The organism is Trinickia mobilis (assembly GCF_017315705.1).
GTDB lineage: Bacteria > Pseudomonadota > Gammaproteobacteria > Burkholderiales > Burkholderiaceae > Trinickia_A > Trinickia_A mobilis.
Map to the genome: position 1 here is coordinate 230,066 of NZ_JAFLRF010000007.1, position 13,481 is coordinate 243,546.

11 protein-coding genes are annotated in these 13,481 nt (G+C 66.2%); 1 reads left to right on the forward strand and 10 read right to left on the reverse strand.

Translation table 11 applies throughout. From position 1 onward, the window contains the following. Positions 1-48: 48 nt before the first annotated feature. The 6 genes from J3489_RS12730 to J3489_RS12755 all read right to left on the reverse strand — a co-directional run bounded on the left by J3489_RS12730 (position 49) and on the right by J3489_RS12755 (position 4,932). On the reverse strand, positions 49-1,008 hold the full coding sequence (locus J3489_RS12730) for an alpha/beta hydrolase (RefSeq protein WP_206998526.1): 960 nt from the start codon (positions 1,006-1,008) through the stop codon (positions 49-51). A 117-nt stretch (positions 1,009-1,125) separates the two neighbouring features. Then, positions 1,126-1,995, reverse strand: coding sequence for an SDR family oxidoreductase (locus tag J3489_RS12735; protein ID WP_206998433.1), 870 nt, complete (start codon positions 1,993-1,995; stop codon positions 1,126-1,128). Between the two features lie 34 nt (positions 1,996-2,029). After that, positions 2,030-3,028, reverse strand: coding sequence for an NADP-dependent oxidoreductase (locus J3489_RS12740; RefSeq protein WP_206998436.1), 999 nt, complete (start codon positions 3,026-3,028; stop codon positions 2,030-2,032). A 20-nt stretch (positions 3,029-3,048) separates the two neighbouring features. Continuing rightward, positions 3,049-3,555 (reverse strand): PaaI family thioesterase, encoded by a 507-nt coding sequence (locus J3489_RS12745; protein WP_206998438.1) that lies wholly within the window; start codon positions 3,553-3,555, stop codon positions 3,049-3,051. 10 nt (positions 3,556-3,565) lie between these two features. Next, positions 3,566-3,868 carry a Dabb family protein gene (locus J3489_RS12750; RefSeq protein ID WP_206998441.1) on the reverse strand — a complete coding sequence of 101 codons (303 nt, stop codon included), beginning with the start codon at positions 3,866-3,868 and terminating at the stop codon, positions 3,566-3,568. 110 nt (positions 3,869-3,978) lie between these two features. Further along, positions 3,979-4,932, reverse strand: coding sequence for a patatin-like phospholipase family protein (locus J3489_RS12755; RefSeq protein WP_206998444.1), 954 nt, complete (start codon positions 4,930-4,932; stop codon positions 3,979-3,981). Between the two features lie 386 nt (positions 4,933-5,318). Between J3489_RS12755 and J3489_RS12760 the strand changes: the two genes are divergently transcribed. After that, on the forward strand, positions 5,319-7,289 hold the full coding sequence (locus J3489_RS12760) for an APC family permease (protein WP_206998446.1): 1,971 nt from the start codon (positions 5,319-5,321) through the stop codon (positions 7,287-7,289). 20 nt (positions 7,290-7,309) lie between these two features. Here the strand turns inward: J3489_RS12760 and J3489_RS12765 are convergent, their stop codons facing one another. The 4 genes from J3489_RS12765 to J3489_RS12780 all read right to left on the reverse strand — a co-directional run bounded on the left by J3489_RS12765 (position 7,310) and on the right by J3489_RS12780 (position 13,342). Next, a complete protein-coding gene (locus tag J3489_RS12765; RefSeq protein WP_206998448.1) occupies positions 7,310-8,488 on the reverse strand; it encodes an acetyl-CoA C-acyltransferase in 1,179 nt (392 codons plus the stop codon). Between the two features lie 210 nt (positions 8,489-8,698). Beyond that, positions 8,699-9,325 carry a bifunctional nicotinamidase/pyrazinamidase gene (gene pncA / locus J3489_RS12770; RefSeq protein WP_206998450.1) on the reverse strand — a complete coding sequence of 209 codons (627 nt, stop codon included), beginning with the start codon at positions 9,323-9,325 and terminating at the stop codon, positions 8,699-8,701. A 79-nt stretch (positions 9,326-9,404) separates the two neighbouring features. Continuing rightward, a complete protein-coding gene (locus J3489_RS12775; RefSeq protein WP_206998452.1) occupies positions 9,405-11,501 on the reverse strand; it encodes a 3-hydroxyacyl-CoA dehydrogenase NAD-binding domain-containing protein in 2,097 nt (698 codons plus the stop codon). 194 nt (positions 11,502-11,695) lie between these two features. Continuing rightward, positions 11,696-13,342, reverse strand: a complete 1,647-nt coding sequence (locus tag J3489_RS12780; protein WP_206998454.1) for a 3-(methylthio)propionyl-CoA ligase — start codon at positions 13,340-13,342, stop codon at positions 11,696-11,698. Positions 13,343-13,481 lie beyond the last annotated feature (139 nt).

A 13,481-nucleotide genomic window follows, 5' to 3' on the forward strand; every position in this document is an offset into this window, starting at 1 on the left:
CCCCGGCGCATGCGCGCATTGCGCGGCAAGCGCCGTCTTTGCCTGACTTCAATCCGCCTCGAATGCAGCGCGCAGCGCGGCCGCCGCTTCGGCATGCGCGCACGCCACCTCCGGCACGAAGCCGCCCATCTTGAAGAACTCGTGAATCATGCCCGCGTAGCGCTTGAGCGTCACGACGTTGCCCTCTCCCGCCAGTTTTTCGGCGTACGCCGCGCCTTCGTCGGAAAGCGGATCGTATTCGGCCGTCGCGATCCACGCAGGCGCCACGCCGCGAAACGACGGCGCATTGCGCGTGCCGTCGAGCGGCGCGAAGCGCCAGTCGTCGCGATCGGACGCATCGCGCAGATACTGCCCGAAAAACCACTGGATCGTCTCGCCGGACAATAAAAAACCGTCGCCGAGGCGCAAATGTGAATCTGTCGCCTGATGCCCGGTCGTGCCGGGATAGATCAGGAGCTGCAACGCGAGCTCGAGTCCGGCGTCGCGGGCGAGCACCGCGCAGACCGTCGCCAGCGTGCCGCCCGCGCTGTCGCCGCCGACGGCGAGCCGCGTGGCGTCCACGCCGTACGTCGCCGCGTTTTCGGCGAGCCAGGCGAGCGCGTCGAACGCATCGTCGACGGCGGTCGGAAACTTGTGCTCGGGCGCGAGGCGATAGTCGACCGACAACACGCCGCAGCGCGCATCGCGCGCGAACATGCGGCACAGCGCGTCGTGCGTGTTGACGCTGCCGACCGTGAAGCCGCCGCCGTGGAAGTAGACGAGCGCGGGCGCGGGTTCCGCCCAGCTCGGCTCGGTTGGCTGATAAAGACGCGCGCGGATGTGCGCGCCGTCGCGCGTCGGCACGTCGAGATCCTCGACGGAGAACATCCGCGCCGCAGCGATCTCGAGAATCGGCGCGCTCTTTTCATACGAGGCGCGGGCGGCCTGCGGTGCCAGGTCGTGATACGCGGGACGCTTGGCGCGAGCAATCATGTCGAGCACCTGCTCGACTTTGGGGTTAAGCGGCATCGTGAAATACGGCGTTGCGGGACGCCGTGCGCCGCCCATGGGTGAAAGCAGCGGGAAATCGAGCGCCGGATGACGCCACGATCAAAAGTCGGCGCGTTGCCGGCAAGCGCCGCTCCGTCACGCGCCGCCCTTCACTTCCGGCTTCAGCGAATACGGGTCGGTTGGCGCGCGAAGCTGCTCGATGTCCTCATGGCGCAGCCGCACGCTCTCCATGATGCTCGGGTGCGTGACGATGTAGAAGCGGCGCTCGCGAATCGCGTCGAACGTCAACTCGGCAACCTCCTCGGCCGAGAGCTTGCCGGCGCGCACCGCCTTATGAAGCTGCCTGCCGGCGAGGACCTGCGACGGCGTCGCCGGCGCATCGTTGCGCAGCCCGGCCGGACGCGCGCGCTCCGCATCGGCGATGCCGGTCGGCACGAAGGCCGGACACAGCAGCGAACATCCCACCAGGCCGCCCGCATTGCGCAAATCGTGAAAGAGGGTCTCGGTCAACGCGACGACGGCGTGCTTCGACGCGTTGTAGATGCCCATCGACGGCGGCGACAGCAAGCCCGCCACCGACGCCGTGTTGACGATATGCGCCGGCTCGTTCTGCCGCAGCATGATCGGCGCAAAGACGCGCACGCCGTGCGCGACGCCCATCACGTTGACGCCGAACACCCAAGCCCAGTCGTTCGCGCTGCTCTCCCACAGGAAGCCGCCGGCGCCGACGCCCGCGTTGTTGAAGAGCAGATGCGCCTGGCCGAAGGCGTCGAGCGTGCGGCGCGCGAGCGCTTCGACGGCGCCGCCGTTCGAGACGTCGGTCGGCACGCCGATCGCTTCGGCGCCCTGCGCGCCGAGGGCATCGACGACCTCGGCGAGCGCCTTTGCGTCGACATCCGCCAGCACGAGCTTCATGCCGAGCGCAGCGCCCTTCGCCGCGAAGGCACGGCCGAATCCGCTCGCCGCGCCGGTAATGACCGCGACCTTGCCTGCGAAGTGCTCCATTTTGTCTCCTAGCATCGGACTCCTGACGCTTTGATCAAATCAGCTTGACGAGCTGCTTGCCCAAGTTCTTTCCCTTCAGAAGCCCGATGAACGCCTCCGGCGCGCTCTCGAGCCCTTGCGAGATCGTCTCTCGATACTGCAGCCTCTTCTGCGCGACGAGCCCGCCGAGTTCACGCAGCGCTTCGGGCCAGACGTCCAGGTGCTCGGTGACGATGAAGCCCTGCACCAGCAATCGCGAACGCAGGATGAGCGACGGCTGCATGATCGGCACCGGCTTTCCGTCGTAACCTGCGATCATGCCGCAGACCGCGACGCGGCCGAACGGATTCATGCGGGCAAGCGTCGCATCGAGCCCTTCGCCGCCGACGTTTTCGAAGCAGCCGTCGACTCCGTCGGGCGTTGCCGCGTTCAGGTCCTTGTACAGATTGCCGGCCTTGTAATCGACGCATGCGTCGAAGCCGAGCGTCTCGACCACGTAGCGGCACTTGTCGGGGCCGCCCGCGATCCCGACCGCGCGGCAGCCCGCCAGCTTCGCGAGTTGTCCCACGACGCTGCCGACCGCGCCGCTCGCCGCGCTCACGACGATCGTCTGCCCGGCGCGCGGCGCGATGATCTTGTTCAGGCCATACCAGGCCGTGACGCCCGGCATGCCGACCGCACCGAGGTAGGCCGGCAGCGGCACGTGCGTGTCGTCGACCTTGCGCAGGCCGGCGCCGTCCGACGTGCCGTACTCCTGCCAGCCAAGCGTCCCGACGACCCTGTCGCCGGCCGCGAACGCCGGATGGTTCGATTCGACGACGACGCCCACCGTGCCGCCGATCATCACTTCGTTGAGCGGCTGCGGCTCCGCATACGACTTCGCATCGCTCATGCGGCCGCGCATGTACGGGTCGAGCGACAGAAAGTGGTTGCGCACGCGGACCTGGCCGGGGCCGAGCGCGCCAAGCGGCGTTTCGACGAGCTTGAAGTTGTCGGGCGTCACCGCGCCGTGCGGGCGCGATACGAGCAGAATCTGGCGATTGGATTGGGTCATGGCAGTCATCCAGTTTGGTGTCAGCCGTCGCTCGGACCGGGCTTGACGGGCGGCGCGCGGCGCCGGCGCTGCTCGACGACGTCGCGGCCCACGGCGAGCCGGCGCATGTACTTGAACGTGCCGAGCGCCTTGGCGACGAAATGGCCTTCGCTATCGCGGACTTCGCCCTCGCAATAGGCCATCGTGGTCGAACGGTGCAGCACGCGGCCGAACGCGCGCAACTCGCCGCGGCCCGGCTGCATGAAGTTCACTTTCATTTCCACGGTGACGACGCCGACGCCCTCGTCCGCGAGACTGCGCGCGGCGGTGGCGAGCGCGACGTCGGCGAGCGTCATCGTGATCCCGCCGTGCGCGACATCCCAAGCGTTCAGGTGTGTGTCGGCAAGCGGCAGCAGCAGCTCGCTCGCGCCATTTGCCGCGGACACGAGACGCACGCCGAGATGATCGACGAACGGACTCTCGATTGCGGGCGGTGCATGATGCGGGGGCGGCGCCTTGGGCTCGGCGGGATTTTGCGGATCGCTCATCGCGGGTACGTCAGACCTCGAAGTCGACGCATTCGCGCGACTCGCGCACGGCGGCGACGAACGTCTTCAATGCCATGTGAGCCGGGTGGACCTGATAGGCGTCGAGCGCGGCCTTGTCGGCGAAATCGGAATCGAGCACGACGTCGTAGGTCGATTCGAGGCCGGGCGTGGCGACGCCGGCTTCGAGACGCAGGATGCCCGGCACGATGCCGCGGCATGCTTCGAGCTTGGTTTTGAGCTTGTGCGCGTTCTCGGCGCGCGTGGCGCCCTCGGCGTGTTCTTTCAGCTTCCACATCACGATGTGTCGGATCACTCTGTTCACCTTCTTTCGTACGATTTCAACGGCCGATACGGAAGCCCCGCTGATCAGGCGCTAAGGCCGGAATGATAACCGCATCCCCCAAGCGGCGAGCGAAGGCGCGTTCAGTCCATGCCCAGATGCGCCCGAATCGCCGGCATCATCCGCTCGACGGCGGCCCGGCCCTCGGCGATGGCCGGCGCCGCGCGATGAAAATCGAAGATGCTCATCCCGCCCAGGCGCGGTTGAATCAGGATGTCGGCAGGCTCGCCCGCGAGGCGGCTGCGCGTGATGCGCACTTGCATGATGTCGATGCTCTGCGCCATCGAGCTCAGCATCGACGGCGCCCGCGCACTCGGCTCGGCCGATATCCCCGCGTCGCCGTCGGCGAAGTCCGGATTGGGCTGCAGCCACTTCGGCCACGGCTTGCCGTTGCGCCGCACGCTGCCGGGCGGCGGCGCGCCGGGATCATGCACTGGCAGCTCGGCCACGGAGCCGCCCAGATCGCGTCCGTTCAAGAGATCGTTGTTCAGGTCGATCGCGATGACGAAATCGGCGCGCATCGCGCGCGCGGCGGAAACCGGCACCGGATTGGACAAGCCGCCGTCCACGAGCCACGCGCCCTCGTGCCACACCGGCGTAAAGAGCCCCGGAATCGCGATCGACGCGCGCACGGCTTCCACGACGCTGCCATCCTGCAGCCAGATCTCGCGCCCGGTATCGAGCTCGGTCGCGACCGCCGCAAACGGCAGCTTCAGTTCGCCGATCTCGCATCCGTTGAATTGATTCGCGAAGATCTGGATCACCTTCTTGCCGCCGAGCAGCCCCCCCGAGATCTGCAGATCCAGAAGCCGCACGACAGTCTGCCAGGTGAGGCGCGACACCCATTGCTCGAGCCAGTCGAGGTCGCCGTTCGCGTACACCGCGCCGACGAGCGCGCCGATCGACGTGCCGCACACGACGTTCGGGCGGATGCCGGCTTCGAGAAGCGCGCGTATCGCGCCGATATGGGCCCAGCCTCGCGCGGCGCCGCCGCCCAAGACGAGTCCGATGCGGGGCTCGCGGGTCAGACGTTTCATGCCGCGCCCCCCCGTCTGCTCATCAGCCCCAAGTCGGGAAAAGAAACGCATGGCAGGCTCAAACTCATCCTTGTATCCGTATTGTGACGCTTCATGTCGACGCGTGCCGCCGCTCGTGACGGCGATGCGCTGCCTGCCGCACATACGACGTGCCTCGACGCGTGCGTGACGACGGCTCGCGGCTTTCAAACCGTCAGCCTCGCAAGGCCTGGGTATCGCCGACTGGCATGCGTTACCGAACTGCCCTACATTCGAGGCGAATTATGCCGACGGCCAGTCTATCAATGCTGCGAAGCCGCCGCTTTGCGGATGCTTGCCGTCCTCACGCCGACCCTCACGATACGCTTGTCGCCGCAGTCTGCAGTCTGAATCGACCGGGAGACTCCATGGCCACCTTCAGCAAGATGTGGAAGTTGATCGTCGGCGAACCACTCGATCCGCTCGATCCCCGCACACGCCATGCCATCGCCGTGACGCCGATCCTCGCCTGGGTCGGGCTCGGCGCCGACGGTCTCTCGTCGTCGTGCTACGGCCCCGAGGAGGCGTTCCTCGCGCTCGGCCATCACACGCCGCTCGCGGTCTTTCTCGCGGTCGCCACGGCCGCGACCGTCTTCATCATCGCGCTCGGCTACAACCAGGTCATCGAGCTGTTCCCGACCGGAGGCGGCGGCTATCGCGTCGCCACGGCGTTGCTGGGCCCGCGCCCCGGGCTGGTGTCGGGCGCGGCGCTCCTCGTCGACTATGTGCTCACCGTGGCGACGTCCCTCGCGAGCGGCGTCGACGCATTCTTCAGCCTTTTGCCGGTCAGCGCTCAGGAGTTCAAGCTCGCCACCGAATTGATCCTCATCGTGCTCATGACGGGGCTCAACTTCCGCGGCATGAAGGAATCGATCCTCGTCTTGCTGCCGATCTTCATGGGCTTCGTGGTGCTGCATCTCGGGCTGATCGTCTATGGCGTGGCGGTCCACGGCAATCGTCTGGCGGGCGTCGTGCCGGGCGCGTTCAGCGAAGCGCACACGATGTCGCATGCGTTCGGGCCGGTCGTGGTCTTGGCGCTCCTGATGCGCGCGTTCTCGCTCGGCGGCGGGACGTACACCGGTCTCGAAGCCGTGTCGAACAACGTCAACATGCTCGCCGAGCCGCGCGTGCCGAACGGCAAGTGGACGATGTTCTACATGGCGACGTCGCTCGCGTTCACCGCGGGCGGCATCATCCTGCTTTACATGCTGTGGAATGCGCAGCCGGTCGAAGGCCAGACGCTCAATGCGGTCGTCTTCGGCAGCGTGATCGACCATATGGGGCTCGGTTCCTCGTTCGTGCGGCATGGGCTGCTCGCCGCGGTCCTCGCGTTCGAGGCGGGCTTGCTGCTCGTCGGTGCGCAGACGGGGTTCCTCGACGGGCCCGCGGTGCTGTCGAACATGGCATCGGATTCCTGGGTGCCGCGCCATTTCCGCGATCTGTCGACGCGGCTCGTGCGGCAGAACGGCATCGTCGTGATGGGCGTCGCGAGCCTCCTGATTCTCGGCTGGACTCACGGCAACGTCGATGTGCTCGTCGTGCTCTACAGCATCAACGTGTTCCTCACGTTCAGCCTGTCCCTCCTCGGCTTGTGCACTTATTGGTGGCAGCACCGCCGCGAGAGCCATCACTGGCTCACCCGCTTCGTGCTGTCGGCGCTCGGACTTTCGGTCACGGCCACGGTGCTCGTCATCACGCTGATCGAGAAATTCACGGCGGGCGGCTGGCTGACGGTGCTGGTCACGAGCGCGGTGATCGCGCTGTGCTTTCTCATCAAGCGCCATTACACGGATACGCGCGCGCAACTCGCGAAGGAAGACGCCCTCTTTGCCGGCGCCGCGCCCACGGTCGGCGAACCGCGCCCAGGCAAGCCGGACCCGTCGCTGCCCACTGCGATCTTGCTCGTCGGCAAGCATCGGGGCGCAAGCATGCACGCGCTCCTATGGGTGAACCGGCTCTTTCCGGGGCACTTCAAGAACGTGATCTTTCTTGCGGTCGGCGAAGTCGATGCGAAGGCCTACGAAGGCGCGGAGCATCTGGACCGCCTGCAAAGGACCATTTCGACCGCGCTCGAATACTACGTGGCGCACTGCCGCCGCAACGGCATGGCGTCGGATTATCGAATCGCGTTCGGCACGCATCCGATCGGCGAATTCATGAAGCTCGCCGAGACCACGATGGACGAGTTTCCGAACAGCGTCTGCTTCGCGAGCAAGCTGATCTTCAAGCGCGTCAACTTCCTCACTGCGTGGCTGCATAACCAAACGCCGGTCGAGATTCAGACGCGCCTGCATCTGCAGGGCAAGCAGATGGTGTTGTTGCCGATGAATGTCGGGTAAAGCGCCGCGAAGCCCGCCCCCTACACGATCTCGAACAGCCCCGCCGCGCCCTGCCCGCCGCCGATGCACATCGTCACGACCACATGCTTCGCGCCGCGCCGGCGTCCTTCGATCAGCGCATGACCGGTAAGCCGCGCGCCCGACACGCCGTACGGATGCCCGACCGCGATCGCACCGCCGTTCACGTTCAGGCGCTCGTTCGGAATCCCGAGCGTGTCGCGGCAGTAAAGCACCTGCACAGCAAAGGCTTCGTTGAGCTCCCACAAGTCGATGTCCTCGACTTTCAAGCCTGCCTGCTTCAGCAGCTTCGGCACCGCGAACACCGGCCCGATGCCCATTTCGTCCGGCTCGCAGCCTGCCACGGCAAAGCCGCGGAACACGCCGAGCGGCTGCAAGCCCTCGCGTTCGGCGACCTTCGCGTTCATCACGACGCATGCCGACGCGCCGTCAGAAAACTGGCTCGCGTTACCTGCGGTGATCACACCGCCCGGCAGCGCAGTGCGGATCTTCGAGACGCCTTCGAGCGTCGTACCGGCGCGGATGCCTTCGTCGGCGGCGAGCGTCACTTCCTTCGTATAGAGGCGCCCCGTCGCGTTGTCCGCGACGCCCGCCAGGACCGTCATCGGCACGATCTCGTCGTCGAACTTGCCTGCCGCTTGCCCAGCAGCGGCGCGCTGTTGGGATTGCACGCCGTACTCGTCCTGCCGTTCCTTCGAGATGCCGTAGCGCTGCGCGACGTTCTCCGCCGTCTGCAACATCGACCAATAGATCTCGGGCTTGTTCTTCTGCAGCCAGCCTTCGGCGATCATGTGGCGGTTCATCTCGTTCTGGACGCACGAAATCGACTCGACGCCGCCCGCCACATACACGTCCCCTTCCCCCGCGATCACGCGCTGCGCGGCCAGCGCGATCGTCTGCAAGCCCGACGAGCAGAAGCGGTTGACCGTCATGCCCGGCACGCTGACCGGCAGCCCGGCGCGCAACGCGATCTGCCGTGCGATGTTGGCGCCCGTCGCGCCTTCGGGATTCGCACAGCCCATCACGACGTCCTCGACGCGCGCCGGATCGATCCCGGCGCGCGCGATCGCGGCCTGCGTGACATGGCCGCCCATCGTCGCGCCATGTGTCATGTTGAAGGCACCGCGCCACGATTTTGCAAGACCGGTGCGTGCGGTCGATACGATTACGGCGTCTGTCATCTGTCTCTCCTCTGTCGACCAGAGTTGGCGCTTTAGCGCTTACTCTGGTCCCATGCAAAGCGGTCGACCAGAGTTGGCGCTTTAGCGCTTACTCTGGTCCCATGCAAAGCGGTCGACCAGAGTTGGCGCTTTAGCGCCTACTCGGGTCCCATGTCCCATGCACAACTGTCGAAAATTGATCTGTATCTGATTGAAGCCTGCGCGTGCCGCTCACGAGAGCACGTCGGCGGCGCTCACCCTTGCGATGCCTGCCGCGCGCATCTCTTGCCATGCCTTGTCGAGCGAGCCGTCGAGATCGATCGCGCGGCACGCGTCGTCGATCACGGCGACTTCGAATCCGGCCAGACGCGCATCGAGCGCGGTCCACGCGACGCAGTAGTCGGTGGCAAGCCCGCAGCAAACGACGCGCGTCACGCCGAGATCGCGCAGATAGCCGGCAAGGCCGGTGCGCGTCGTGCCGTCGGCTTCGAGAAACGCCGAATAGCTGTCGATGTCGCGGTGATGGCCCTTGCGGATCACGAGACGCGCGTGCGCAACGTCGAGGTCGCGATGCAGCGCGGCGCCCGGCGTGCCCTGCACGCAATGAACGGGCCACAGCACTTGCTGCCCGTACGGCAGCGCGATCGTCTCGAACGGCTGATGCGGCGGGTGATGCACGGCGAACGAGATATGCTCGGCCGGGTGCCAATCCTGCGTCAGCACCACGTGTTCGAAGCCCTTCGCCAGCCGGTTGATGACCGGCACGACCTGCTCGCCATCGGCGACGGCCAAGGCGCCGCCCGGCATGAAATCGTTCTGCACGTCGACCACGAGCAGCACCTCGTCTGCGCTTTTCATCGTGTCACCTCGCTAAACATTGCCGATCGGGTTGTGCGTCGAATCCCGCATCGGGTCGCGCCGGCCACCGAGCGGCCGTTCAACCGTTGAAGCCCCGGCCCGCTTTCGCCAGCTCGGCGACAAGCGGCGCGATCTGCCACGCGTCGCCGTTCTGTTGCGACGCGTAGCGGGCCATCGCGCGCTCGACGTTATAGAGGCCGACCGTGTCCGCATACAGCATCGGGCCGCCGCGCCAAAGCGGAAAGCCATAGCCGGTCAGATAGACCATGTCGATGTCGGACGCTTTCGACGCGATCCCTTCTGCCAGAATCTTCGCGCCTTCGTTGACGAGCGCGAACACGAGCCGCTCGACGATCTCGTCGTCGCCGATCTTGCGCCGCGCACTGCCGATCTCGTTCGAATACGCGACGACCATCTCGTCGACGAGCGCCGACGGGCGCGCCTTGCGCTCGCCCGTCACATAGTCGTACCAGCCGCCGCCCGTCTTCTGCCCGAAGCGGCCGGTTTCGCAGAGACGGTCGGCGATCTTCGAATAGTGCAGGTCCGGCTGTTCCTGATAGCGGCGCTTGCGGATCGCCCAGCCGATGTCGTTGCCCGCGAGGTCGCTCATCCGGAACGGTCCCATCGCGAAGCCGAAGCGCTCGATCGCGCCGTCGATCTGCGCGGGCAGCGCGCCTTCTTCGAGCATGAAGAGCGCCTGACGCAAGTACTGCTCGATCATCCGGTTGCCGATGAAGCCGTCGCAAACGCCCGACACGACCGCCGTCTTCTTGATCTGCTTGGCGACCTGCATGACGGTGGCGAGGACGTCCTTCGCAGTCTCTTTGCCGCGCACGACTTCGAGCAGCTTCATGACATTGGCCGGGCTGAAGAAGTGCATGCCGACGACATCGCCGGGACGCCGAGTGAACGCCGCGATCCTGTTCAAATCGAGCGTAGACGTGTTCGACGCGAGGATCGCGCCGGGCTTCGCGACGCCGTCGAGACGCCGGAACACCTGCTCTTTCACGCCAAGCTCCTCGAACACCGCTTCGACGATCAGATCGGCACTGGCGAGATCGTCGTAGGCGAGCGTCGGCTTGATCAGCGACATGCGCGTCTCGAGCGCTTCCTGGGTCAGCTTGCCCTTCTTGACGGTCGTTTCGTAGTTCTTGCGAATCGTCGCGAGGCCGCGCTCGAGCGCTTCCTGCTTCGTCTCCAACAGCGTGACCGGCAGCCCCGCGTTCACGAAGTTCATCGCGATGCCGCCGCCCATCGTGCCCGCACCGATCACGGCGACCTGCCTGATCGCGCGCACGGCGGTGTCCGCAGGAACGTCGGGAATCTTGCTCGCGGCCCGCTCGCCGAAGAACGCGTGACGCAAGGCGCGGCTTTCAGGCGTCTGCACGAGCGCAAGGAAGCATTCGCGCTCGAATGCGAGGCCGTGATCGAAGCCCTTGAGCACGCCCGCCTCGATGGCGTCGATGCATTTGCCCGGCGCGGGGAAATGCTCGGTGAGCGCCGCGACGCTGTTGCGCGCGTACTGGATGAAGCCTGCGGCATTCTCATGGGCAATCTTGCGATCGGAGAGACGCGGATGCGTGCCGCCGGCGCCCATGCCCTTTTCCGCCGCGCGGCGCGCAAACGCGAGCGCGGCTTCGAGCACGCCGCCGTCGGCCATTTCGTCGAACAGACCGCTTTGCGCGAGCTTCTCCGACATCACCGGCGTGCCCGACACGATCATGTTCAGCGCGGCCTCGAGCCCGATCGCGCGCGGCAGGCGCTGCGTGCCGCCCGCGCCGGGCAAGAGACCCAGCTTCACTTCGGGCAGCGCGATTTGCGCGCCCGGCACGGCCACGCGGTAATGCGCACCGAGCGCCAGCTCGAGCCCGCCGCCCATCGCCACGCTGTGAATCGCCGCGACCACCGGTTTGGCGCTCGCTTCGAGGGCGCGGATCACCGTCGCGAGGGTCGGCTCCTGAATCGCTTTCGGGGTGTTGAATTCGGTGATGTCCGCGCCGCCCGAAAACGCCTTGCCGGCGCCCGTCAGCACGATTGCGACGACGGCGGGATCGCGCTCGGCGCGCGCGAGGCCATCCATGATGCCGGTGCGCGTGGCGAGGCCGAGTGCGTTTACAGGGGGATTGTTCAGCGTGATGACGGCAACGCCGTCGCGTGTCGTGTAGTCCACTGCCATCTGTCTGCCTCCAGCGTTGCATGGGACCGGGCGCGCGGATCATTGTCCGCGTACCGGCGAGTGGAAGCTAGAATACACAAAAACGAACGATCGTTCAATTTGTGTCAACATCGGCTCGTTGCAGAGATTGCATGCGGTCCTTGCATCGAGCGCATGGTGTTTGCGGGCGCGGCGAACACCTGTCGCAAGCGCGCCTAGGCCGCGCCAGCAATCTCAGCCGGCAGCACGTGATCGCGGAACATCTCACGCAGCTTGAGCTTCTGCAGCTTGCCCGTCGCCGTGTGCGGCAGTTGCTCGACGAACACGACGTCGTCCGGAATCCACCATTTCGCGACCTTGCCTTCGTAGAAGGCGAGCAGTGCCTCCCGCGTCACGTTCTCGCCCTCGCGCTTCACCACGACGAGCAGCGGCCGCTCGGTCCACTTCGGATGCGCGCACGCAATGCAGGCCGCCTCGGCCACGGCCGGATGCGCGATCGCAACGTTCTCCACGTCGATCGAGCTGATCCACTCGCCGCCGGATTTGATGACGTCCTTGCTGCGGTCGGTGATGTGGAGAAAGCCGTCGCGGTCGATGGTCGCGACATCGCCGGTCGGGAACCAGCCGTCGACGAGCGGCGACGCTTCGCTGCGGAAATAACGATCGATCACCCACGGGCCGCGCACGTGGAGGTCGCCGAAGGCGACCCCGTCACGCGGCAGTTCCTGCCCGTCAGCGCCGACGATTTTCATATCGACGCCGCAAATCACCGCGCCCTGCTTTTCCATCAGTTGCCGCCGCTCCTCGAGCGGCCGCTGCGACTGCTCCCAATTCAACCGCACGAGCGTGCCGAGCGGCGACATCTCGGTCATGCCCCATGCGTGTATCACGCGCACGCCGTAGACGTCCTCGAACTCGCGCAGCATCGCGGGCGGACAGGCGGAGCCGCCGATCACCGTGCGCTCGAGCGTCGAAAAACGCTTACCGGTCTCGCGCACGTACTGCAGCAGGCACATCCAGACGGTCGGCACGCCCGCCGAAAACGTGACGCGCTCGGTTTCCATCAGGTCGTGGAGCGATTTGCCGTCGAGATCCTTGCCCGGCAAGACGAGCTTCGCGCCGGTCAGCGCCACCGCGTGCGGGATGCCCCACGCGTTCACATGGAACATCGGCACGACGGGCAGCACGGCATCGCGCGCGGACAGCCCCAGCGCATCGGGCAGCGACGCGCCGTACGCGTGCAGCACCGACGAGCGATGCGAATACAGCGCGCCCTTCGGATTGCCGGTAGTGCCCGACGTGTAGCAAAGATTCGATGCGCAGCGTTCGTCGAGCACGGGCCATTCGAAATCGCCGTCTTCGGCCGCGAGCAGCGTTTCGTAGCTGAGAACGGGTGTGGCAAGCGCCGGGATGTGCGCCTCGTCGGCCAGCGCGATCCAGCCCTTCACCTTCGGGCATTGCGGCGCGACGACGTCGACGAGCGCCGCGAACGTCGTGTCGAACAGGACATAGCTGTCGTCGGCGTGATTGATGATGAAGGCGATCTGCTCGGGAAAAAGACGTGGATTGATCGTGTGGCACACCGCACCGAAGCCGGTCACGCCGTAGTACGCCTCGAGATGGCGGTAGCCGTTCCAGGCCAGCGTGCCGATGCGCTCGCCCGGGCTCACGCCGAGCCGGATCAGCGCTTGCGCAAGCTGCTTCGCGCGCTTTTCGCAATCGCGGTACGTGTAGCGATGGATGTCGCCCTCGACGCGCCGCGACACGATCTCCGTATCGCCCGCGTATCTTGCAGCATGCCTCACTAGCGACGACACGTTGAGCGGCACGTCCATCATCTGACCCAGCAACGGCGTTGTCATATCCGTTCGTCTCCTCGTTATTGATCGGGCCACGGCCGCTCGATGCAATGAGAGGCCCTGCTGCGGACACCGGGCACGGCACATGCGCCGAAGGCGGCGGCGCTGGAAGCCCGCCGCCTGCAGATCGCCCGCCGGCGTG